Raw genomic sequence first — 21438 nt, 5'->3', positions numbered from 1 at the left:
AGAGATATAAACCTTCAAGCTTCAGCTAGGTCTTCGATCGCCCGAAAGCAGTCAGAGAGCACGACGTTAGAAAACAAAAACCCTTCGGGATCGCTGAGCCACAGGCGCTGGAGGGTGGCCCAGGTATCGCCTTCTAGAATGACCCAGCCCTGGGCAATGTGGGGGTTGAGGGCAGCGCGAAGAGTGGCCCAGGTGGTGGAGTCGCAGAGCGATCGCACCTCATCCCCACCGATCCCCTCCTTTAATCGCAAGCCCAACATCAGTCGATCCAAAAGTTGCTCCAGGGTTGGTGTCGGGGGTTCGCTGTGGATTCCCCCAGCAGCATAAAACTCTTTTACCCACTCGCCATAGGTTGCTAAGGTGCGGGGACGGCTGACCCGCTGGAGCTGGGTGTAGCTGGTCGCCCCAAGGCCAAAACCGTAGTAGGGCTGATTGCGCCAGTAAGTCAAATTATGCTGACATTGGTGCCCCAGCTTGGCGTAGTTAGAGACTTCGTAGTGCTCGTAGCCCTGGGCAGTGAGAAACGCTTGAGCCAACCGATACATCGCCGCCGTTTGCTCATCCGTCGGCAGAGGCTTATCGCCCGGCTGGTAGCGCTTGGCGAATACTGTCTGAGGTTCGACCGTGAGGTCATAGATCGACAGGTGATGGGGGTGGAGGGCTACCGCCTTGGACAAGCCAGTTTCCCAGTCGGTTAGGGTCTGGTGCGGCAGACCCGAAATTAAATCTAGGCTCCAGTTAGGCATAGCAACCTGGTGCAGCCAGTCTACAGAGCGATAGACATCGGCAGTGCGGTGGTAGCGACCACAACTTTCTAGCGTTCTATCGTCCAACGCCTGGACACCTAGACTGATGCGGTTAACACCTGCGGATAGATAGCCCTGCAAATGCTCCAGATTAAAGGTTCCAGGATCCATTTCCATGGAGATTTCAGCAGCGGGGGCAATGCCGAAGTGCTGGTCGAGCTGATCGAGGATGGTTTCGAGTTGGGGGACGGAGAGCAGAGAAGGGGTGCCGCCGCCGAAGAATACGGTTTCTAGTGGGTGCTCGTTGAGTTTTGGCGTGGCCGCAATCTCCTCGCCCAGCCGGTCTACATAGCTCTCGACCGTGCCCGAAGTTTCGCCCCGCTGGTGATTGCCCAGCACTGAGATGGGGAAGTCGCAGTAGAAGCAGCGACGACGGCAAAAAGGAATGTGAACGTAGGCAGAGGCCGGGTTAGCAATCATTGGGAATGGCTATCCCTGGAAAAAGTTGAGCAGGGGATACCTCAAATCACGCTAACACTATCCCCCACATTGAGGGTGTGGCCGCCCTGGTCGATGATGTTGGTGTTGACCGCTAGCTTGTAGAAGTGATTGAACCGCGACGAGGGAGCCCAGTCGGGCAGGGTAGCGGCCCTCTGCTGCGAGAAGGTTTTTTGAAAGTCGGCGGTGGCGGCCCCGGTGAGGGTATCGCGGGTGGGGACGATGCAGCGCTGGCAGGGGTTGATGCCCTCTAGCACCACATCGCCGATGGCAAAGCGCACGGGGGCAGAGTCAGGGCCAAAGAGCTGGTCTTCCCAAAAGGCGGGGACACCGTCAATTTCTAGGTTGGTACGAAAGCGGCGGCGGGTTTCTTCAAGGCTGAGATTGCGCCAGGCGGCAACGGTTTGGAGGGTGGCAGTGCTGATCACCGTTGGCCCAGCGGCATAGGTGTCGTCGAGGAATCCGCTGTTGAGATTAGATTGAAGCGTGATGGGCTGCTGGAAGTAGTCGCTGAGCCAAGCTTCGAGGTCTGAACGCTGCTGCTGAAGGTGAAAGGTTGCGGCGGGGAGATGGCTATCAATGGCTATGGTAATGAACTGGCCATCCTCAGAGAAGGTTGATCGCAGGTGGTGGATGGCGGCAGTGCGTTTGCCGTTGACAAAGCGCCCTTGGGCATCGAAGAGGGCATAGGTGCGATCGCCCTGCAAAGCTCCACTGGCTAATACCTGGGCTTGGGGCACCGAGATACCATCTAGCGATTTGACAGGGAAACGGTCGATGCGGGCAAGACGGCAAATCATGGCTGAAGGTTGGTAGGCGGCTCAAACCCGGTAAACGCTGCCCAAAGAAAAACCGAAACCCTGAACGAGCCAAGATACGCGGCTGCGGCCCAGAATTTCGGTTTGAGGATTGCTCTAAAAGTCTTCTCTAGAACCCCTGGCGAGAAACAAGTTTCTCTATATCGGCCTGGGTTTGGTGCAGCAGGTGGTGGCGGCTATCGCCGGTATTGCTGAGGGAGGGCACCAGGTTGCGGGCCTGGAGCGTCATGTGGAGCTGAAGATGGGCGACGTATTCGGAAAAGTCTTCGCGGGTTTCGGTCAGGGCTGGAGCAAACTTTTCTGACAGGGCCACGGGAACAACCTCTATTGAACATCGATATTATGTAACGATATCGAAGCTAACATAGGCTCCGTACCCCTTGAAGGCCGTGCAACGAAGCTTAACGCTGCGTAACATCTGACACAATTTTAGACAGAAGACCAAAGGCATTCCAATGCTCTAGTTGTCTCACAGCAACCGCTCCCGTCTGTTACGATCGCCCCCATAGCCTTTCCGCCAAGTCTTAGTCTCCACGACCTTCAAATGGCCCATGCCATGACTGCACCGCAGCCCATTTATTCACCACCAGAGTCAGCAACTCTATACGATAGCGACTATTGCCGCTGGCTAGCTGAAACCGCTGGGCTGCTCCGCAGTGGGCGGTTTGACCAAATCGATGTCCTCAACCTGGCGGAAGAACTCGACGACATGGGGCGCAGTGAAAAACGAGCCGTGGAGAGCAACCTGGAGGTGCTGCTGCGGCATTTGCTGAAGTACCAGTATCAGCGCGATCGCCGCTCGAATAGCTGGCGGTTTACAATTTTGGAGCATCGGGATGGTCAAAGACCGGCCCAGAGGGCCATCGCATCGCCAAAGCCTTTCGCGACAGCCCCAGTCTGCGCCCCTGCTTCGTCAGTATCTACGCTGACTGCTACGCCACCGCCCGCCAAAAGGCATCGGTGGAAACCGGGCTGCCCCTGGAAATCTTTCCTCAGGAAGCACCCTTTCCCCCTGAAGCAGCCCTCGATACAGGGTTTTTACCCGACTGATGGACAGTCTTCCTTCTGCGAAGGCAAATACCACTCGGCACCTCCTACCGGCTGTGCAACAATGCTGAACGCTAGCATCTAACACCATCCATGTCTGGTTCCTCCCCCTCCGCCGACGGTCAGCCCCCCATTCCCGAGCGGTTGGCCAAGCACACGGTGCGCTACGCCGACCACCACTCGGTAAATTGGGATGACCTAACACCGATGATGCGCCACTACGTGGAGATGAAGGAACAGTATCCCCACGCCCTGGTGCTGTACCGGGTGGGCGATTTCTTTGAAACATTTTTTCAGGATGCGATCGCGATCGCCCGCGAGCTAGAACTGGTGCTCACCAGCAAAGATGCCGGTAAGGCGATCGGTCGGGTGCCCCTGGCGGGCATTCCCCACCACGCCCTCGATCGCTACTGCACTCTGCTGGTGGAAAAGGGCTATGCGATCGCCATCTGCGACCAGGTGGAGGATCCAGCCGTGGCTCAGGGATTGGTCAAGCGCGAAGTCACCCGCGTGATCACTCCCGGCACGGTGATTGAAGAGGGCATGCTGAGTGCCAGCCAGAACAACTTTTTGGCCTCGGTGGTGGTGGCCGGGCACCACTGGGGGCTCTCCTACGCCGATGTCTCCACAGGAGAGTTTCTCACCACCCAGGGCGAAGATCTCGATCAGCTCGCTCAAGAATTGCTCCGGCTCCAGCCCGCCGAGGTGCTGTTTCCGGTGGATGCGCCCAACCTAGGGGCGATGCTCAGGCCGGGGGATCAATCTGACCAACTGCCAAGCTGCCTGCCGCGACAGTTTTGCTATACCCTGCGGCCCCAAGGCCCCTACAGCCAGAGCGAGGCCCGACAGCGCTTGCTCCAGCGGTTTCGGCTGAGGTCGCTAGAAGGCCTCGGCTGCGACCATCTACCCCTGGCGGTGCGGGCGGCAGGTGGCCTGCTGCACTACGTCGAAGAAACCCAGAAGACCGTTCAGGCTCCGCTTCAGCCGCTCTGCACCTACACTCTGGCCGCCTACCTGGTGATCGACCACCAGACCCGCCGCAATTTAGAGATTACTCAAACCGCCCGCGACGGTACCTATAACGGTTCGCTGCTGTGGGCGCTCGATCGCACCGTCACGGCCATGGGTGGCCGCACCCTGCGGCGCTGGCTGCTGCAACCGCTGCTGGATGTAAAGAGCATTCAGTCACGACAGTCCACCATTGTGGAACTGTTGCAGGACGGCAACCTGCGCCAGATGCTGCAACACAAGCTAAAGCAGATCTACGACCTAGAACGGTTGGCGGGTCGGGCGGGTTCCGGCACTGCCAATGCCAGGGATCTCGTCGCCCTGGCAGATTCGTTTTTGCGGCTGCCCGATTTGGCGGCCTTGGCAGAACAGGCGAAATCACCCTATTTGCAAGCGTTGCAGTATGTACCACCAGAATTAGAGCAGCTGGGTCAAACGCTGCGATCGCACCTGGTCGAAACCCCGCCCCTCTACCTCACCGAGGGCCATCTGATTCGCGACGGAGTCAACGCCCAGCTCGACGACCTGCGCCAGCAGGCGGTAGACGACCAAAAATGGATCGCCGAACTGGAGCCCGCCGAACGCAAGCGCACCGGCATCTCCACGCTCAAAGTCGGTTTCAATAAAGCCTTTGGCTACTACATCAGCATCTCGCGCGCCCGTGCCGACCAGGCCCCCGACGACTACATTCGCAAGCAGACCCTCACCAACGAAGAGCGCTACATCACCCCCGAACTCAAGGAGCGCGAGACGCGGGTGTTCAACATCGAGTCTGAGATCAACGCGCTGGAATACGAGATCTTCAACCAGCTCCGCGAAAAAGTGGGCGCACAGGTCGAACTGATCCGCAAGGTCGCCGCCGCCGTGGCCGCCGCCGATGTGCTCTGTGGTCTGGCCGAGGTCGCCATCTTCCAGGGCTACTGTTGCCCAGAGATGGAGGAGTCAAGGGCGATCGCCGTCACCGAGGGCCGCCATCCCGTGGTCGAGCAGCTGCTCCCCGCCGGGTTCTTTGTGCCCAACTCCAACTATATGGGGACGATGCCGAGCGATCGCGACGCCACCGCCCCCCAAGACCTGATCATTCTCACCGGCCCCAACGCCAGCGGCAAGAGCTGCTACCTGCGCCAGGTAGGGTTGATTCAGCTGATGGCCCAGATGGGGAGTTTCGTTCCGGCGAAGGGGGCAAGGCTAGGGGTGTGCGATCGCATCTTTACCCGCGTCGGTGCCGTTGATGACCTCGCCAGCGGCCAATCCACCTTCATGGTCGAGATGAACGAGACGGCGAATATTCTCAACCACGCCACACCCAGATCCCTAGTGCTGCTGGACGAAATTGGCCGGGGCACCGCTACCTTCGACGGCCTCTCCATTGCCTGGGCGGTGGCCGAGTACCTGGCCGTAGAACTTCAGGCCCGCACCATTTTTGCCACCCACTACCACGAGCTGAATGAGCTGGCAGCGCTGGTGCCCAACGTTGCCAACTACCAAGTCACGGTCAAAGAAATGCCCGACCAGATTATCTTTTTGCACCAGGTGCAGCCCGGCGGGGCCGACAAATCTTACGGCATTGAGGCGGGGCGATTGGCAGGTTTGCCAACGTCTGTTATCCAAAGGGCCAGGGACGTAATGCGCGAGATCGAGCGCAACAGCACGATCGCCGTGGGGCTGCGGGGAGAGGTACCCAAACTCTCCAAACCCCGCCGTCGTGTCAAGGAGGCTGCTGCCAGCGGCGATCCTTTAGAACAACTGGATTTGTTTAATAAGTGAATAAATAGTCTCAGCTGGTCGTCTAGGTTTTTTCAGGCTGTTCTCAGATGGTTCTCAGACTGCGGTGACACGCTAGGGCTCAGGCGCGCTTGCTTGCGATGGCGGTTGCCGTAGATTTATCCCTTAACTTGATTAGAGGTTTACTATGCGAATTCAATATTTGGGCGCTGTGGCGATCGCCTCCCTATTGACCTTGAGCACCGTAGCCTGTGGCAACAAAGGGGCGGTAAACCCTGCTGAAGTCAGCCAAGAGACCGCTGATCCTGGTGCAGTAGCGAACCCTTGCGCCGCTGCCAATCCCGGCGCTGGAGCTAAAGCCGGGGCGCAGCCCGAAGTCTACGCCTTTGAGGGAGTGGCCATTCGTGGGGCCGATCCGGTGGCTTACTTCACCGCAGGCAAAGCGGTTAAGGGATCTGCCGACTACGAAACCACCTGGAACGGTGCCACCTGGCGGTTTAGCAGCGCCGAGAACCTAGCCGCCTTTGAGGCCGACCCGATCGCCTACGCGCCCCAATACGGCGGCTACTGCGCCTGGGCGGTTAAGAGCGGCTACCTAGCCTCGGTTGATCCTGAAGCGTGGAAGATTGTGGACGGCAAGCTCTATCTCAACTATAGCCCTGGGGTACAGCGACAGTGGCAGGCCGACATCGCTGGCAACATTACCCAGGGCGACCAAAACTGGCCCGCCGCCCTGGGCAGCAGCGAGGTTAGCGAGAGCGGCAAAAGCTGGTAGCCTACCCCATTGGCCCGGCCAAAATCACCTTGGCCAGAGCGTTAATCACGGCCTCGGGCGGCTCTTGCTTGAGGTCGGCGTACCACTGCTGGGTGGCCTCGGGCACGTAGCCGTAGATGGTGCTCGTGCGCTTGCGGGCCTTCATCACCAGATCGGCGGTGCGGTCTTTGCGGGCCGCTTCATAGCGCTGGAGAGCGTCGGCCACACCGATGTTGGTGGTGGTTAGGTAGCGGGTGAGCACTTCGGCATCTTCGATGGCCTGACACCCGCCCTGGCCCAGGGTCGGGGTGGTGGCGTGGGCTGAGTCGCCCAGCAGAGCCACGCGCCCCTTCACCAGGCGCTCTAGGGGGTCGATGTCGCCAATTTCTAGGCGATTGGTCTGCTCTGGGGCGATCGCCTGAATGAGTTTTTGCACCGGCTCGGGCCAGCCCTGAAAGATTTTGGCCAGCTCATCTTGGTGATGGAGCGGATCGACTTGGGTGCCCTCAACCATTGGCGCACCAAAGAAAAAGTAGAAGCGATCGCCCCCCACCGGCATCATCGAGGCCCGCTTGCTGTCGCCTACGTAGAGCACCCACAGGTTGGGATCGCACAGCTCAGGGTCAGCTTTGACCAGACCATTCCAGTTGACGTAGCGGGCGTAGCGGCGATCGATGCAGTGCCCCACCACGTCGGCGCGTACCGCTGAGTGAATGCCATCGGCCCCTACCACCAGGTCGCCGCTGATGCGCTCCCCATTTTCAAAAATGGCGGTGGCGCTGTGCTCGTCTTGCTCAACGCCAACACAGGGCATGCCCAGGTGCACCGACTCGGGGCCAAAGGCTTCGAGCAGCATGTTTTGCAGGTCGGTGCGGGCTACAGGATAGGGGCGCTGGCCGACGCGCTCAAACAAAGGGCGCAGATCAACATAACTGAGGGATTCGTCGGTATGGCTGCGGTACTCCATGGCGTTCATTTCACCGCCAATAGCCGCTAGCTTTTCCCCCAGCCCCAGGTAGTTAAGCACCTTGACCCCGTTCGACCAGAGCGAAATCCCGGCCCCGGCGGGGCGGAGTTCTTGAGCGCGATCGTAAACTTCGACCTGGTAGCCGGCCCGCCGCATGGCGATACCCGTGGTTAGGCCGCCAATCCCGGCTCCAATAATCACCACCTTCAGGTTGTACATGGGTCGCTCCTAACTGCTGTGGGGGTACGCTGCCTGGGCCTGCTGTCGCAGAGCCTAGGTTTCATCATTAACACTTTCACTATAAAGAACAAGCTGTATACAGTGCACAATCGAGGCGAATAGGCTAGCCGCTGCGTTTAAGGACGGCAACGGCCACCGGGCGGTATAGCTGTAGCCAGTCTGCCTGAGCAATTCCCTCAAAACGCTCGGACGTTTGAACGTTCAACGTCCGAGCGTTTCTGGATGTTCTAACCAACATGGCTAGGGCCATACCTTTACTCGACCTTTAAAGACCGGCCCGATTGTTCATCAATTTGTTACTCCTGAACAATTAGAAATAGCTGGATTTTTCTTGGCCACAGAGAAAAGGGAACTGTCCAGACTTGGAATACCATCATGTGGCATCGTTTCTCTGTAGTGCTCGCTATTGTTGTGGCCGGTAGCGTAGGGGGTTGGGGCGATATTGCCCGGTCTCCTCAGGCGGCTTCAGCACCGTCATCCTCCGGCGCTGAATTCCCTGAGCTGGGGGCCGATACGGTGGCTGGCCGATACGTGCAAAGTCAACGGCGCTCGGGCAGCGGGCGGCGCGGCATGCGCGGCAGCTAGAGTTCCTCGGCCTGATCGGCCCGGAGCTTTTCTAGCTGGTATTTGGCGTCATCAAAGCAGCCTAGGCGGCTGACGTCGAGACAGGCACTGGCGACGGTTTCTAAATCGGCGATCGCGCGCTCCAGATCCCCCAGTTCCGCATGGAGCAAACCCCGATCGTAGTACGCGAAGGGATGACTGGGATTGAGTTGAATCGTCTGATTAAAATCGGCCATGGCCCCGGCAAAGTCGCCCAGGTCTTGGCGCGTCAAACCACGATTGTAGTAAGGCTCCGGGCTACCCGCATTGATTTGAATGGCGATCGTAAAATCTTGAATCGCCCCCTGAAAATCGTTGAGCCGCCGCTTGACTAGCCCCCGGTTTTCGTAGGCCAGGCTGTTGTTGGGGCGCAGGTTGACGGCTTCGGTGCAGTCGTTTAGAGCCGCCGCATGATCTTCTAAGTTTGAGAGCGATAGGCAGCGGTTTAGGTAGGCATCGGCCTTGCTTTCGGGATCTTTGGCCAGGTTGATGGCGGCGGTGTAGTCTTGCAGGGCACCGGCTTCGTCGCCGAGCTCGGCGCGGGCATTGCCCCGATTGATGTGGGCATCAACGTAGGCGGCTTCGTGCTCAAGGGCATCGCTGTAGTCGGCGATCGCCCCCTGCAAATCGCCCAGGCGAAAGCGCAAATTGCCCCGCTGATAGTACCAGGTGGCCGTGGTAGGGTCATTTTGAATGGCGTTGGTCAAGTCTTGCAGCGCCTCCTCCGGCTGCCCGTTCTCCCACAGCAGCGCCGAGCGCTGGGCCAGGGCTGAGCCGTAGTCGGGCTTTAAGTCCAAAGCCTGGTTGAGATAGTTGAGCGCGTCATTTTTTTGGCCCACCTGCTTAGCGGCTTCGGCCTGTTCCAGCAGGCCGTTAACCGTCATTCGTTGAGGAATGCGCAGCAAAAACACTCCCGCCACCGCCAGCAGAGCCAGAGCGGCCCCGGCACCGAGCCAGACCCGACGCCGGTTGAAGGCGCGAGCAGGGCGGGGCGGGGCGGGCGGCATTACCGATAACCGTTCTGAATCCATAGCGCCGTTCTCCGGGGTCGGGGGGCTGGCAAGCTCAGCGAGGGGGGCAGGGTCGGCGGGGGCAACCCGCTCGGCGAGGGCCAGCAGAATATCTTTGGCCTGGTGATACTGCGCCTCGGGCTGGGGCGACACCATTTTGATCAGAATGTCTTTGAGGGGGCTGCCTAGGGTCGAACATTCATCGAGCTGGAGCTTGATCTGGGCTAAAAAGTCATTCTGCCCGAGGCGGGGAATGGCCTCGTTAGACAGGCCCGTGGCCATCTGTACCGCAATCATGCCGAGGGCAAAATGGTCGGCGGCAAAGCGTGTGTACTGGCGGTTTTTAACCTGCGGTAAATAGGCCGACTCAGCGTTGGGAATTGCGGAGCTGCCGTTGGTTACTGAACCAGGCTCTGGGGTGCCGGTGTCTTGAATTAGGCCGAAATCTACCAGCACTAGATGGCCGCGATCGCGGTGCCGAATGAGGTTGTTGGGGTGCAAATTTTGGTGGGCAATACCGTGGCGCTGAATAATGTCTACAATGCCCAAACTCTCGACTAAAAAGCGCTGTACTTCGGCTTCGACTCGCGGTTTGCCCTCGGCCAATTCGGCCATTAGGGGATGGCCTACGACATAGTCGCGCACCCAGTAAAAATCTTGTCCCTCTTGCACAGTGGAAAGATTTTTGGCGATCGCCTCGTGGTCGCCCATGCGCTTGAGCAGGTTAACCCGCTTAGCCAGCAAATCGTTGAGAAATTTGAGTGTAATCGTGTTGTGGGCAGGCAGCTGCAAATGCTTGACGATGCATTTGGCCTTAGCCGCACTGCCGTGATCGGTCATCAGGTAGGTCTTGGTGTAGGCCTTAGTACTGACAACTCGAATGAACTGAAACCGTCCATCGATCAGTCGTTTCACAACCATTGGTTTTGCAGAGGTAAATGCACCGGGCGGCGGCGTTACCCACAACCCTCAGTCGTCCATAGCCGTTAGCATGCTGCCGTTGTCTGGGGGTTTTCTGGGCCTAAAAATCAGAGGCCGTCAACCTCGGACTGAGGTCAACCATAGCCGCCAAAGATAGGGTCAGGTGTAGTGTCGATTTCAGGAAGAAAGCAGGTTGGGCACATATGTCCCAAGGCTGAAACTGAGGCAGCAGGTGGCTAAGATAACGAAGACGACCCATCAGCAGCAATACTACTATGTACTGTGTAATTTACGACGGTAACTGTAACCTCTGCGTCAGTCTAGTGCAGCTGCTGGAGTCCCTCGATCGGGGTCAGCAGTTTCAGTACGTGCCCATGCAGGACGAGGCTACCCTGGCTCGCTACAGCATTACAGCCCACGACTGCGAAGCCGGCATGATTTTGATTGACCTATCGGCTCCAGAGCGTCGCTGGCAGGGCAGCGCTGCCGCCGAAGAAATTGGCCGCCTGCTGCCCTTGGGCAACCCCGTTGTGCAGGCTTACCAGGCCTTGCCGGGGGCCAAGGCCGTGGGCGATTCGATCTACGCCTTTGTGCGCGATCGCCGCTACGAGCTATTTGGCCAGCGACAGGCGCGCTACGACTCGGCCTACCCCCTCTGCGACGAAGATGGGTGACGAAGATGGGTGCATCCACAGATGAGGGGTCTGACCCCTCATTGTTACCTTGGATACATCAAGGCAGCGGCTCACACGGGATTGGGCAGGCTGCTCCGCCGTTGTTGACCCAAGGATGACCGTCATGAGCCTGCGATCGCAACTTGCCCTAGCCACCCTCAGCATTTTGGCCACCGCCGCCCTGGCCGCCACCGCCGCAGACGCCCGCCCTGGCCAAGGGCAGCGGCCTCAGCCCAGCGCCCCTGTAGTGCAAGACATCGCCTAGCCAGAGACCGGGTGCCTGGTAGTTTGTCCACAGCCCGATGGGCATGCAGCCAAGCACCCGGTCTCTTTTGCGAAAACCCTTACTCAGGGTTCACTCGGACCCGAGCAAACTTGAGGCCGTTGACGCCCTGGAGCGGTTCGACCGTGCCCTGCTCGATATCACTCGCCACAATGCCTTCGCGGTGCAGGTAGCGCAGGTAGCGCTCGTACTCCTGCCACTCTTCGCCGGTAGAGTAGACCACCGTCAGCATGCCGGGTTGGGTAATGCGATCGCCCTTTTCGGCATCACAGGCCTTGTCAATCCGCTTTTTGACAATTTCGTAGCGGGTGTCGCGGGTGCCCCGCACGTCGAACAGGCGCTCGGTCGATTCATCGTGGCAGATATCCACCGTATAGCCCTGCACCAGCACCAGGTGGGTGATGGTCATGTCGGTGTCGTAGGTGGCCTTGAGCGAAAACCCCTTGCGGGCGCAGTCGCACACCGCCCGAAGCTGTTCGTAGCGCAGCGACTTGAGCTGAAACTCGGTGAAGCTCTGATCAATGGCCTGACCGGCGTAGATCATGTGGTCAATGCCGTCGGTGGCCTCCAAATCGCAATAATGGGGAGTAATCGCTTGCATCGACTGCTGCCACTGGTTCCAGGTATCGCGCAGCAGCCCGTTGATGTGGCCAATGGTTTCGTCGTACAGGGCGCGGGCGGTGTAGACACAGCCGTGGTCGGCGTCTATAGCGGCTTTGTACTGGGCGATCGCCGCGTCGGCCTCGGGGCTGTGCTGGGCAAAGTAGGCAAAATGCCCCTCCACTTCCCCTTGCAGGTAGCGCAGCAGCGTCACCTCAGAATCGACCGTCACCCCGCTCTTGAGCACCGCAATGTGATCGGCTAGATCGAGGGCCAGCTGCCCCACCAGGGCATTGCTCACAGCGCGGCCTGCCGCTTCCACCACCGCCAGCGCTAGGCGAAACTGGGTCAGCAAATCCTGCTGAATCGCCCGGTTGCGCTCGTCAGACGAGCCGCGAATATCGGAGATGCCGTAGAGCGGGTAGACGCTTTCAAAGACAATCGGGGCCGGGGGTAAACCCAGGCTGAGGCGCTCGGCCTCCTGCTCAAACCGCCACCGCACTGAGGGGTGAATGTTGGTAAAGCGATCCTGCACGCTGTGGCGCATGGCCGTCGTCAGCGCCGGAATCAGCGTTGTCGCCCGGCTGCGATCGGCCTGGTCAAAGGCGTAGGGCTTAGAGCTAGCCAACCCCACCAACCCCACCATCTGGGCCTTGCTGTCGCCCAACACCGTCCGCATTACCAGCGGAATCAGCAGGAGCGATCGCATCCCCTGGTCGAGCATATCGCGCTCGCACTGGGTGGCGCAGTCGAGGCTGAGGTCGGGCACGTTGACCACCTGTTGCCGCTCGGTGGCCCGCAAAAAAGACGATCCCTGCAGATCTTCCACGGCGTAGGTCTCGGTGTGCCAGTCGGCCTGGTCGAGGCTGCTAAACAGCTGAGCCCGGTTATTTTCGGCGCTCAGCAAAAAGCTCTCGTCAGCGCTAAACAGCTGCTTCATCAGCCCGTTGGCCTGCTCAAAGCGGCGGGTGCCCAACACCGACTCATGGCCCACCAGCAGCTCAATCAGCGCCTTCGAGGTCTCGCGCTCGGTCACGTCGATGCCCTCGATTAAAATCTGGCCGCTGGCGGTGTATTGGCCCGGCTTGAGGGCCGTCAGCAGGTGTCTAAAGGCGGGGTCTTTGCTCAACAGCTGGGTGGCTACCTGCTCGCGGCTCGGGGCCGTGGCCCAACAGTCGGCCAGGGCAGCCTGGAGAGATGGGGCGATCGCCGTCACCTGCAAGCCCCCCTCAGCGGTACGCAGGCGCAGCTCAATTTTGCGCCCCTGCCCCGTTTGTGAGTCGTCCAGCGACACCACAAGCGGCTCGTGGAGCAGCCGCTGCGACACTAAATCGGCGGCCCCGTAGGCATGGCCCAGCACAGCACTCAAAAAATGTCGTCGAAACCGCTCCCGCAGCGCCTTTTGGTCTGCCGCCGCGAGGCGATCAAAAAAGCTGAGGTCGAGGTGGCCCCCCTCGGGTTGAATGCCCGTCAGGCGGCAAAAATATTGGTTGGCAAACAGCACCGGATGGGCCTGGGTCGGGGCGCTAATTTCGGTGGCTACATCGACCACCGCCATCACCAGATGGCTATAGTGCTGAATCAGCTCCAGCCAGGGCAGCAACGGGCGCGTCGGCAGTTCTTCAGGTTCCTGGCCAAGGCTTGCGACTGGAGCTTGAGCACTGCCCCCCAGACTGCCCAGGGCATAGCCCAGGTCTACCATAGGCATAGCCCCAGCACCAGAACTCTGGTCTGTATCCATACAGCGAGACGATTCGTTAGCCATAGTTGCGTTTGGTCCACCCTTCAACAACGTTTACAAGGCAACCCCATGGAATTCCGAATCAAGTATTAAAATCTTTGCGGAATCCAGAGACTTTGCAGAGATGCGATTAACCGCCCCCTGCTCGATGCACCCTGGATACAATTCTGTGCCTCAGCGCTATGGCCAAAGCTAAACCCTGACCTCAAGCATACCCACTTGTGCTGGCCCAGCCTCTCAGTCTCCAGATAGAGGCCCCAAGTGCCCAGTGGTGTTCGCATTCTTAGACCGGTCGGCTCTCTCCATACCCCTCCCCGGACCGTCAACCCTTAGAATAGAAATCCTGTCCGAAGATAGTCCCCCGCTGCGCCATGTTTGAAGCCCTCTCCGATCGCCTCGAATCTGCCTGGAAAAGCCTACGTGGCCAGGACAAAATCAGCGAGTCGAATATCGACAGCGCCCTGCGTGAGGTGCGCCGCGCCCTGCTAGAGGCCGACGTCAACCTCCAGGTGATCAAAGACTTTATCGCCCAGGTGAAAGAAAACGCCCTGGGCATTGAGGTGGTCAAGGGCATCAGCCCCGATCAGCAGTTCATCAAAGTGGTGAACGACGAACTCATCCGGCTCATGGGCGACACCAACGCACCCCTAGCCGATTCGCCGACCAAACCCACCGTGGTGCTGATGGCGGGCCTGCAAGGAACAGGTAAAACCACCGCCACCGCCAAGCTGGCCCTGCACCTGCGCAAAGAAAACCGCAGCACCCTGCTAGTGGCCACCGACGTGTACCGCCCGGCAGCGATCGATCAGCTAGTCACCCTCGGCAAGCAGATCGACGTGCCCGTGTTTGAGCTGGGCACCGACGCCAACCCGGTGGAGATTGCCCGCCAGGGCATCGAGAAAGCTAAGGCTGACGGCGTTGACACGGTAATTGTCGATACGGCAGGCCGTTTGCAGATCGACCCCAAAATGATGGCCGAGCTGGCCGACATCAAAACCGCCATTGACCCCGACGAAGTGCTGCTGGTGGTCGATGCCATGACCGGCCAGGAGGCCGCCAACCTCACCCGCACCTTCCACGACCAGATCGGCATTACCGGGGCCATTCTCACCAAAATGGATGGCGATGCCCGCGGTGGGGCAGCTCTGTCGGTGCGACAGATCTCAGGCCAGCCAATCAAGTTCATCGGCGTGGGCGAAAAGGTAGAGGCGCTACAGCCCTTCTACCCCGATCGCATGGCCTCTCGCATCTTGGGCATGGGCGACGTACTCACCCTGGTCGAAAAAGCCCAGGAAGCCGTCGATATTGCCGACGCAGAAAAGCTGACGCAGAAAATTCTCGAAGCCGAGTTTGACTTCGACGACTTTCTCAAGCAGATGCGCTTTATGAAGAGCATGGGCTCCCTGGGCGGCATCATGAAGCTGATCCCCGGCATGGGTAAGCAAATTACCGGAGACATGCTGGAACAGGGCGAGGCCCAGCTCAAACGCTGCGAAGCCATGATCAACTCCATGACCACCCAGGAGCGCAAGCAGCCCAACTTGCTCTCTAGCTCCCCCAGCCGCCGCCGCCGCATTGCCAAAGGCTCGGGCCATCAAGAAAAAGACGTGGGCAAGCTGGTCAGCGACTTCACCAAAATGCGCACCATGATGCAGCAGATGGGTCGGGGCGGCGGCTTCCCCGGCATGGGTGGTATGCCGGGTATGGGTGGCGGTATGCCCGGTATGGGCGGCGGCATGCCGGGGCTACCGGGCATGGGCGGCGGACCCCAGCAAGGTTTTCGCCCCCCCAGCAACAAAAAGCAGAAAAGTCAGAAGAAAAAGAAGGGCTTCGGCCAGCTTTAGGCTGGTTTAGAACGCTTGCGATCGCTGCCACAGATTTAACTCCGGTACATCGACGCTGGGCGGCAGGTTCAGCAGCCAGTCGATGGCGGTGGTAATGACCGTGATGGGAATGGGCATCTGCGGGCCGAACCGACCTTCCTCAATGTCGAGCAGAACTTCCTCCGTGGCTATGTTGCCGGGGTTGATGACAGTGAAGCCGATATTTTGGTTACCCAATGCCAGCCGCAGGGCCTGCACCGCGCCCCGAAGACCAAACTTAGAGGCGGTGTTAGCTACTTCTGCAGAAGGGCAGTTCTCCAGGCCAGAGAGAGCACCGATGTAGATGGCTCTGGGGTTGGTGGTCTGGGAGAGGTTAGCGGCAAGCGATCGCGTGATCTCTATCGGTGCAATCGTGTTGACGCTGATCACAAAACGGGTTTCGGCATCAGAACTGGATAGAAAGTCATAGGCATCAGTAAACGCGCTCGCTTCCCACACCCCTCCCATAAACAACAGGGCATCTATAGGAGTATCTCCGAGAGCGCTAGCGATTGCCTGAATACCCGCCGGTTCTGAAATATCGGCCTGTATCCAGTGGCCAGCCACAGCGGGGCTCCTAGAAACTGACCATACCTGGTGGTCATGGCTAACAAAGTGTTGGGCAACTGCTGCTCCGATGCCCCGACTAGCCCCGATGACGACAACAGTTTTAGGATTTTGATCCATTGGACTGAATTAGTAAAGAACCTCGTACTCTCCATTTTCGGCGATGTGGAGCTTCCAGTATTCTTCGGCGATCAGGGCACTGCTGTACTTGGGGTCATCGCCATTAACCGTGCCGCAGATAGTGACAGTACCGACTTTAATCGGCGAATCCTTTAGGGCAGCGTGGAGCGTACTGGCTAGCACCCGAATTCCTGCTTTGCCTAAAGAAAGAGAGACAAAGTTAGGGTCAGGGTAGAGGGCAAACCCGCCACCCGTAAATAGCAGCGTGCCTTTTTGCTCGGCCTGCATGGCGGGAAGGATGGATTGAACGCAGGCGATCGCCCCCGCAACATTCGCCTTAAAGTCATTCACCAGAGTGTCGTAGCTGGTCTGCAATACGCTCTCCATGCGCGGCACGGCGGCGTTGTAGATCAGCACGCCGGGTGTGCCCAACTGGGTTTGAATAGCCTCGAACGCTGCTGTTAGCGCGGCCTCATCCCCGGCATCGGCCAAGTAATAGTGGGAGATGATCCCCTCTGTCTGCAAGGTCGATTGGTAGCCCTTGAGCTTGTCTTCGTTGCGGGCCACCATAGCAATGGTGAAGCCTTCACTGGCAAATCTGCGGGCGATCGCCATACCATTTCCTTCGCCCATGCCCACAATCACACAAACGTCTGCCATACAAATTGTCCTTGCTTAGATGAAGTTGAGAATTGGAATGCCTGTAAAGTGAGCACCGCCCACCATTTAATCAAGTCGTTTTCGAGCAATCACCTAATGGTTTGGATACAGCCACCCAGCCAATAATTTTGTCAATCGGGGCATGACCACATACGTCATTAAGGTAGTGGTAATCAAAATCAAAATGAGCAACTGCATTAGCGGCGGCAGTAGCCCCAGCCAAGCCCCTGGCAGCAGCGCTAAAACCTGGTTGATCGCAAAAATTGCCAGTCCAGACACCAGCACCATTTTGTATCGGGCTGGGGGCTTCATCCCAGGCTTGCCGGGCAGCGTAAACCAGGTTTCTAGCCCGGTAATGATAGAAAATGTGCCTTCGTCAACGGTGAGTTCTTTAGCTTGGGTGAGGTACTTTTGGCGAGCGGCAGAATTTTCCCAATGCTTCAAATTCTCCAAACGATCAAACTTAAAGATGACCCGGTACTCAGAGGGTTCTTGCTCGTTGGGCCGAAAGACCGAGGAACCCAAATACCCAGTAAAGGTGCTGGCGGTGCCGATAATTTTCTCGAGCAGAACTTCAAACTCCCATTCTTTGCCGGGTCTGACGTGCTGCATCACATCCACCGTCACGGGGGGATCATTGGCCATGGCGTGACCTCCTATAGGGGTGCGCCGATCGCGCCCACCGCCAGCCGCACAATTTGGGCGGGCTCTACCCCTCCTGGCGGCGGCAAAAACATGCCGCCGTTGTTGACGACGTAGAGATCGGGGCCGTAAAACGCCACGGCGGTGCAGCCCGTCATCCCCTGCTCAGCCTGGGCGATGATCGTTGTATGCCCCTGAGGATCGATTCGCACCACGCTGTTGTACACGTGGGTGGCTCCGTAGAGGTTGCCATCAGTATCAAAGGCAAAATCGTCGATGTTGGTGCCTGAGACAAACACCTCGGGTTCCTGGGCGGTGAGCCCCTCGCCTAAGGGAATGCGCAGCAGCAGCTTTTGCTGGGTGTTAGATACGTAGAGAAAATCCCCAAATCGCTTCAATCCATTGACGGCAGGGAAAGGATCGGTAACATCATTGCGGGCAAGTAATGGATGTTCTAGCCAAATATCGGCGGCCTGAGTTTCTAGATCAAAGCGCCAGATCGCCCCTCGGTAGGAGTCGGCCATGAGGTAATGCTGTGGGTCAATGGGCGTGATGCCGTTAAGAAATGCACCGTCGGGGATGAGGTGTAATGAATCAACCTTCCCCTGGAATAGGGTGGCCACAAAGGGAACGCCCTCTGCCGTCCAGCCGTTAATTAAAAACCGGTCTTCTCCAGTGATGGCAATGCCGCTGACTTTACCGTCAATGCTGGCGTAGAGACTGAGGGTTTGCTGGGCGTCTAGCTTATAAATTTCGCCAGCTTCGTGGCTAGTGACAAAGATATAACCATTGGGGGCGATCGCAAGGTTCTCTAAAAACGTATTCACTGGGAATGTAACCAAGGATTGAGCCGGAACCAGCTCAACTGGCGCGTCAGCATAGATATCGGGTGGGGCCATCACATTACACAAGAATTAAGGGAGTCAGCACCGGAGCCATCAGCATCTCAAACTCTAAGTTTGTGGCGCTGACGATATTTTCTACAATCTTGCCATTGGCAAAGCGCATGACGTGGGTTTCGTGAAAGGTGATGATGCGATCGCTCTTTGGTATCCCAAAATAATCTTTTTCGTGGCGCTGAAATGACTTAAAGCGCACAACAACGCGATCGCCTGCGGCAAAACTGTCCTGAATAACCAGCGGCTCTACGTCAGGAAAGGCATCATAGAAGCTAGAAAACACCTGTTTGTATTCCTCTATACCCTCAATGGGGCCGCTGGGCTTTAACCCGGTGATAATCTGGACATTTTCATCTAACAGTTCTGCCGCCAGGCTAATGTTGCCTTTGCCCAAAAATTGCTCGACAAACCTGTGGGCGATCGCTAAATTTTGAGTCTCTAGGTCAGTCATAATGTGTTTCTTTACGGCTTAACCACCACCATAAAGGTCGGAATAGAATAAATCAAATCGATAACTAAGATATTATTTATCGACAAAAATGATAGACCTGAGCACCATAGACCTCAATCTGCTAGTGGCCTTTGAGGCTCTGTATGCCGAGCGCAGCGTAACGGCGGCGGCCCAGCGCCTCCATGTAGGGCAGCCCGCCATGAGTGCAACTTTGGGCAGGCTGCGATCGCTGTTTGCCGACGATCTATTTGTGCGCGTCGGTCGAGACATGCGACCGACGGCTAAGGCCGATGCGATCGCCCCCCAAGTTATGGCTGCGCTCAATACTGTAAGAACTGTCCTCACAGACCGGCAAACCTTTGACCCAGCCCACTCTCAACAGGTGTTTACCCTAGCGACATCCGACTATTTTGCTAGCCTAATTTTGCCAAAAATGCTGGCGCTTTTTAGCGATCAAGCTCCGCAGATTGACCTGCGATTAATCACTGTAGAAAAGCAGTCTTTTGTCGAACTGATAGAAGATGGCATTGTTGACTTAGCGCTGGGCACGTTTGACATGTTGCCCAGCCATATTCATCAAGCAACTTTGTTGAACGAGAACTTTGTCGGCATCTGTCGCACGGGGCACCCTGCTATAGAAAATGGCAAAATCAGTTTAGAAAATTTTGTGGCCTTTCCCCACGCGCTGTTTACATTGCGACGAGATGCGACGGGCATTGTTGACCAGGCCTTAGCTCAGCGGGGGCTACAGCGGCGCATTGCCCTCACCATTCCCTACTGGTTTACAATGCCAACGGCGATCGCAAATTCCGACTTGCTCACCGCCATTCCATCCTGTTTGCAGCAGCATTTTGTCAGCCATTACTCAGTGCAGGCCTTCGAGATTCCCCTTGACCTGTCATCTTGGTCTGTATCGATGGCCTGGAGCAAACTCTGCGATCGCGACGCCGCCAATCTCTGGCTGCGGCAAATCATTCACACTATTTGTCAAAACATCGAGCTTTAAATGGATGTCAGCCTTCACGACCGCGTCAACCTAGCGGTCAAACAGACCCTCGATCGGGCCCACATGCCAGGGGCTACGCTCTCAGTTTGCGTCGCCGGTCAGCCCATTCTCCAAATTGCGGTAGGCTACCGCGATCGCGGCCGAGTCCAGCCTCTCGCAATGGATGCCCACTTCTACATCTACAGCGTCACAAAATCCCTCATTGCTGCGGCGGTGCTCAAGCTGGTCAAGCGAGGACAGCTTGAGTTAGATGCCCCAATTCAGCACTATTGGCCCGATTTCGCGATCGCAGCGCCCATCACCCTGCGCCAGATTCTTAGTCATACCAGCGGCTTGCCCGACTACGGCGGGCTACCGGCTTACAGCGACGCCGTCAAAGCGACGCCCAGCGCTCCCTGGTCACCGCAGGCATTTCTCGAAGTGGCCCGCGATCGGGGATTGTTGTTCACCCCTGGCCAAAGCTGGTCGTACTCCAACATTGGCTATCTAGCGCTCAAAACCCTGGTGGAGAACGTTACTGGGCAATCGATGCAGGACTACTTAGACGAGCTGTTCTTTGCTCCCCTGGGACTGAAGCACACCTTCGTTGCAACATCCCTATCGGATGTCACGGGGCTGATGCCAGGCTACACCGCTATATTTGGCGAGGGGCTCCAGGATATGTCGCAGCACTACCATCCCGGCTGGGTCTCCCACGGAGTGGTGGTATCGACGGCAGCAGAGTTGGCCATGATGATAGATGCCCTGATGACTGGGCGAATTCTCGACTGTTCGCTGGTTGAGCAGATGGCTCAGCCGGTTCACAGCCTGGGGCCATACCCACCGCTAACGAATGTGGGCTGCGGGCTAGGGCTGTTTATGGATACTGATTCGCCCTACGGCAGGGTTGCAGGGCACAACGGTGGTGGGCCAGGCTATTCGATCGCCGCCTTTCACTTCTCGGCGCTGGCGGGTCGCTCCACCACGATCGCCGCTGCCACCAACCGAGACGGCGACAATGTGGGGTTAGAGGTGGCCTATACCGTGGCTCGCGTGCTGGCCGAAGCCTGATTACTACGAATTGTGCGCCGCTGGGAATTCCTCAGCGTAGGCGGGCAAGCTAGCGAGGTGAACTCTAGGTCAGCCCCCGGAACCGTCTATGAGCATCAAACGCGCACCCCGCAGAAGTTTTCCTAAGATCAGCACGATGCCGCGCCCGGCTACCGAGGCTGCGCAATATCTAGATATGTACAAGCTCACCGTCGAGAAGACGCGCCTTGAGCAAGAGCTAGAGTACATTGACGGTCGCCGTCAGCAGCTGTGCGATCGCCTCGCCGAAATTGAGCATGAAACTGCAGGGCTAGATGCCAAAGCCACCACCCTGCGCCAGCCCACCCAGTCCGCCGCTGCGCCAAGGCCCCAGGGTCTGAACTTCGCCCCCAACGCCAATGTCTACCTGCCCGAACGCAACAGCCGCCAGGCTCCCGAAGACTACAACACGCTGATGTTGGACTATTAAATGAAGGGGGTTTGAAGGTTTGAAGATTGAAAGGTTCGCTAACTTGCTAAACCTCAAACCTTTCAACCAATTCAGACATGGTGAGCTAGCCGATAGAA

The 21438-nt window shown here is 57.9% G+C and carries 21 protein-coding genes and 1 pseudogene; 11 read left to right on the top strand and 11 right to left on the bottom strand.

Annotated features, from left to right (window positions below):
* Nucleotides 1–14 precede the first annotated feature (14 nt).
* The 3 genes from hemW to VB780_RS10650 form a co-directional block, all read right to left on the bottom strand.
* Nucleotides 15–1226: a radical SAM family heme chaperone HemW gene (gene hemW / locus VB780_RS10660; RefSeq protein WP_323351126.1), complete on the bottom strand. Its 1212-nt coding sequence runs from the start codon at nt 1224–1226 to the stop codon at nt 15–17.
* 41 nt (nt 1227–1267) lie between these two features.
* On the bottom strand, nt 1268–2044 hold the full coding sequence (locus tag VB780_RS10655) for an MOSC domain-containing protein (protein ID WP_323351125.1): 777 nt from the start codon (nt 2042–2044) through the stop codon (nt 1268–1270).
* Between the two features lie 127 nt (nt 2045–2171).
* Nucleotides 2172–2375 (bottom strand): hypothetical protein, encoded by a 204-nt coding sequence (locus tag VB780_RS10650; RefSeq protein ID WP_323351124.1) that lies wholly within the window; start codon nt 2373–2375, stop codon nt 2172–2174.
* A 231-nt stretch (nt 2376–2606) separates the two neighbouring features.
* Between VB780_RS10650 and VB780_RS31390 the strand changes: the two are divergent.
* From VB780_RS31390 to VB780_RS10635, 4 genes and pseudogenes are all read left to right on the top strand, one after another.
* Nucleotides 2607–2888: pseudogene (locus VB780_RS31390) on the top strand (DUF29 domain-containing protein); the annotation flags it as partial.
* A complete protein-coding gene (locus tag VB780_RS31385; RefSeq protein ID WP_416349221.1) occupies nt 2870–3112 on the top strand; it encodes a DUF29 family protein in 243 nt (80 codons plus the stop codon). The pseudogene VB780_RS31390 and the gene VB780_RS31385, both read left to right, overlap by 19 nt.
* A 90-nt stretch (nt 3113–3202) precedes the next feature.
* Complete coding sequence (gene mutS, locus VB780_RS10640; RefSeq protein WP_323351122.1) at nt 3203–5884, top strand: DNA mismatch repair protein MutS; 2682 nt, start codon at nt 3203–3205, stop codon at nt 5882–5884.
* A gap of 145 nt (nt 5885–6029) precedes the next feature.
* A complete protein-coding gene (locus VB780_RS10635; protein WP_323351121.1) occupies nt 6030–6617 on the top strand; it encodes a YHS domain-containing (seleno)protein in 588 nt (195 codons plus the stop codon).
* 1 nt (nt 6618) lies between these two features.
* On the opposite strand, the gene hpxO is transcribed toward VB780_RS10635, so the two are convergent.
* The gene (hpxO, locus tag VB780_RS10630; RefSeq protein ID WP_323351120.1) at nt 6619–7782 is read right to left on the bottom strand and encodes an FAD-dependent urate hydroxylase HpxO; all 1164 of its coding nucleotides are present in this window, start codon (nt 7780–7782) and stop codon (nt 6619–6621) included.
* A 396-nt stretch (nt 7783–8178) separates the two neighbouring features.
* On the opposite strand from hpxO, the gene VB780_RS10625 reads away from it, so the two are divergent.
* Nucleotides 8179–8388: a hypothetical protein gene (locus VB780_RS10625; RefSeq protein WP_323351119.1), complete on the top strand. Its 210-nt coding sequence runs from the start codon at nt 8179–8181 to the stop codon at nt 8386–8388.
* On the opposite strand, the gene VB780_RS10620 is transcribed toward VB780_RS10625, so the two are convergent.
* Nucleotides 8385–10337, bottom strand: coding sequence for a tetratricopeptide repeat protein (locus VB780_RS10620; RefSeq protein ID WP_323351118.1), 1953 nt, complete (start codon nt 10335–10337; stop codon nt 8385–8387). The two genes, VB780_RS10625 and VB780_RS10620, sit on opposite strands and share 4 nt — an antisense overlap.
* 275 nt (nt 10338–10612) lie before the next feature.
* Here VB780_RS10620 and VB780_RS10615 point away from each other — a divergent pair, with 275 nt between their 5' ends.
* Both VB780_RS10615 and VB780_RS10610 read left to right on the top strand, forming a co-directional pair.
* Nucleotides 10613–11011 carry a thiol-disulfide oxidoreductase DCC family protein gene (locus VB780_RS10615; RefSeq protein ID WP_323351117.1) on the top strand — a complete coding sequence of 133 codons (399 nt, stop codon included), beginning with the start codon at nt 10613–10615 and terminating at the stop codon, nt 11009–11011.
* A 115-nt stretch (nt 11012–11126) separates the two neighbouring features.
* Nucleotides 11127–11276, top strand: a complete 150-nt coding sequence (locus VB780_RS10610; RefSeq protein WP_323351116.1) for a hypothetical protein — start codon at nt 11127–11129, stop codon at nt 11274–11276.
* 79 nt (nt 11277–11355) lie between these two features.
* Here the strand turns inward: VB780_RS10610 and VB780_RS10605 are convergent, their stop codons facing one another.
* The gene (locus VB780_RS10605; RefSeq protein WP_323351115.1) at nt 11356–13659 is read right to left on the bottom strand and encodes a GAF domain-containing protein; all 2304 of its coding nucleotides are present in this window, start codon (nt 13657–13659) and stop codon (nt 11356–11358) included.
* A gap of 347 nt (nt 13660–14006) precedes the next feature.
* Here VB780_RS10605 and ffh point away from each other — a divergent pair, with 347 nt between their 5' ends.
* Nucleotides 14007–15479 (top strand): signal recognition particle protein, encoded by a 1473-nt coding sequence (ffh, locus tag VB780_RS10600; RefSeq protein ID WP_323351114.1) that lies wholly within the window; start codon nt 14007–14009, stop codon nt 15477–15479.
* Nucleotides 15480–15485: 6 nt separating this feature from the next.
* Here the strand turns inward: ffh and VB780_RS10595 are convergent, their stop codons facing one another.
* The 5 genes from VB780_RS10595 to VB780_RS10575 all read right to left on the bottom strand — a co-directional run bounded on the left by VB780_RS10595 (nt 15486) and on the right by VB780_RS10575 (nt 18836).
* On the bottom strand, nt 15486–16184 hold the full coding sequence (locus VB780_RS10595; RefSeq protein WP_323351113.1) for an SDR family oxidoreductase: 699 nt from the start codon (nt 16182–16184) through the stop codon (nt 15486–15488).
* A gap of 9 nt (nt 16185–16193) precedes the next feature.
* The gene (locus VB780_RS10590) at nt 16194–16844 is read right to left on the bottom strand and encodes an SDR family NAD(P)-dependent oxidoreductase (RefSeq protein WP_323351112.1); all 651 of its coding nucleotides are present in this window, start codon (nt 16842–16844) and stop codon (nt 16194–16196) included.
* Nucleotides 16845–16937: 93 nt separating this feature from the next.
* Nucleotides 16938–17489, bottom strand: coding sequence for an antibiotic biosynthesis monooxygenase (locus VB780_RS10585; protein WP_323351111.1), 552 nt, complete (start codon nt 17487–17489; stop codon nt 16938–16940).
* Nucleotides 17490–17500: 11 nt separating this feature from the next.
* Nucleotides 17501–18385 carry an SMP-30/gluconolactonase/LRE family protein gene (locus VB780_RS10580; RefSeq protein ID WP_323351110.1) on the bottom strand — a complete coding sequence of 295 codons (885 nt, stop codon included), beginning with the start codon at nt 18383–18385 and terminating at the stop codon, nt 17501–17503.
* A 4-nt stretch (nt 18386–18389) separates the two neighbouring features.
* Nucleotides 18390–18836, bottom strand: coding sequence for an ester cyclase (locus VB780_RS10575; protein ID WP_323351109.1), 447 nt, complete (start codon nt 18834–18836; stop codon nt 18390–18392).
* An 88-nt stretch (nt 18837–18924) separates the two neighbouring features.
* Between VB780_RS10575 and VB780_RS10570 the strand changes: the two genes are divergently transcribed.
* The 3 genes from VB780_RS10570 (at nt 18925) to VB780_RS10560 (ending at nt 21340) form a co-directional block, all read left to right on the top strand.
* On the top strand, nt 18925–19842 hold the full coding sequence (locus VB780_RS10570) for a LysR family transcriptional regulator (protein WP_323351108.1): 918 nt from the start codon (nt 18925–18927) through the stop codon (nt 19840–19842).
* Nucleotides 19843–20892, top strand: a complete 1050-nt coding sequence (locus VB780_RS10565) for a serine hydrolase domain-containing protein (RefSeq protein WP_323351107.1) — start codon at nt 19843–19845, stop codon at nt 20890–20892.
* 88 nt (nt 20893–20980) lie between these two features.
* Complete coding sequence (locus tag VB780_RS10560; RefSeq protein ID WP_323351106.1) at nt 20981–21340, top strand: hypothetical protein; 360 nt, start codon at nt 20981–20983, stop codon at nt 21338–21340.
* The last annotated feature ends 98 nt before the right edge of the window (nt 21341–21438 follow it).

It is taken from the genome of Leptolyngbya sp. CCNP1308, assembly GCF_034932455.1.
Classification (GTDB): domain Bacteria; phylum Cyanobacteriota; class Cyanobacteriia; order Phormidesmidales; family Phormidesmidaceae; genus Nodosilinea.
The sequence above is the reverse complement of the archived record's forward strand: the minus strand, read 5'-3'. Positions and strand labels throughout refer to the sequence as shown.

Excerpts from the sequence above, each read along its gene's own strand:
- VB780_RS10635 (WP_323351121.1), top strand. The coding sequence starts at position 6,030 with ATGCGAATTCAATATTTGGGCGCTGTGGCGATCGCCTCCCTATTGACC.
- hemW (WP_323351126.1), bottom strand. The coding sequence starts at position 1,226 with ATGATTGCTAACCCGGCCTCTGCCTACGTTCACATTCCTTTTTGCCGT.
- VB780_RS10605 (WP_323351115.1), bottom strand. The coding sequence starts at position 13,659 with ATGGCTAACGAATCGTCTCGCTGTATGGATACAGACCAGAGTTCTGGT.
- hpxO (WP_323351120.1), bottom strand. The coding sequence starts at position 7,782 with ATGTACAACCTGAAGGTGGTGATTATTGGAGCCGGGATTGGCGGCCTA.
- VB780_RS10590 (WP_323351112.1), bottom strand. The coding sequence starts at position 16,844 with ATGGCAGACGTTTGTGTGATTGTGGGCATGGGCGAAGGAAATGGTATG.
- ffh (WP_323351114.1), top strand. The coding sequence starts at position 14,007 with ATGTTTGAAGCCCTCTCCGATCGCCTCGAATCTGCCTGGAAAAGCCTA.
- VB780_RS10585 (WP_323351111.1), bottom strand. The coding sequence starts at position 17,489 with ATGGCCAATGATCCCCCCGTGACGGTGGATGTGATGCAGCACGTCAGA.
- VB780_RS10575 (WP_323351109.1), bottom strand. The coding sequence starts at position 18,836 with ATGACTGACCTAGAGACTCAAAATTTAGCGATCGCCCACAGGTTTGTC.
- mutS (WP_323351122.1), top strand. The coding sequence starts at position 3,203 with ATGTCTGGTTCCTCCCCCTCCGCCGACGGTCAGCCCCCCATTCCCGAG.
- VB780_RS10620 (WP_323351118.1), bottom strand. The coding sequence starts at position 10,337 with ATGGTTGTGAAACGACTGATCGATGGACGGTTTCAGTTCATTCGAGTT.
- VB780_RS10565 (WP_323351107.1), top strand. The coding sequence starts at position 19,843 with ATGGATGTCAGCCTTCACGACCGCGTCAACCTAGCGGTCAAACAGACC.
- VB780_RS10570 (WP_323351108.1), top strand. The coding sequence starts at position 18,925 with ATGATAGACCTGAGCACCATAGACCTCAATCTGCTAGTGGCCTTTGAG.
- VB780_RS10560 (WP_323351106.1), top strand. The coding sequence starts at position 20,981 with ATGAGCATCAAACGCGCACCCCGCAGAAGTTTTCCTAAGATCAGCACG.
- VB780_RS10595 (WP_323351113.1), bottom strand. The coding sequence starts at position 16,184 with ATGGATCAAAATCCTAAAACTGTTGTCGTCATCGGGGCTAGTCGGGGC.
- VB780_RS10655 (WP_323351125.1), bottom strand. The coding sequence starts at position 2,044 with ATGATTTGCCGTCTTGCCCGCATCGACCGTTTCCCTGTCAAATCGCTA.
- VB780_RS10610 (WP_323351116.1), top strand. The coding sequence starts at position 11,127 with ATGACCGTCATGAGCCTGCGATCGCAACTTGCCCTAGCCACCCTCAGC.
- VB780_RS10580 (WP_323351110.1), bottom strand. The coding sequence starts at position 18,385 with ATGGCCCCACCCGATATCTATGCTGACGCGCCAGTTGAGCTGGTTCCG.
- VB780_RS10625 (WP_323351119.1), top strand. The coding sequence starts at position 8,179 with ATGTGGCATCGTTTCTCTGTAGTGCTCGCTATTGTTGTGGCCGGTAGC.
- VB780_RS10615 (WP_323351117.1), top strand. The coding sequence starts at position 10,613 with ATGTACTGTGTAATTTACGACGGTAACTGTAACCTCTGCGTCAGTCTA.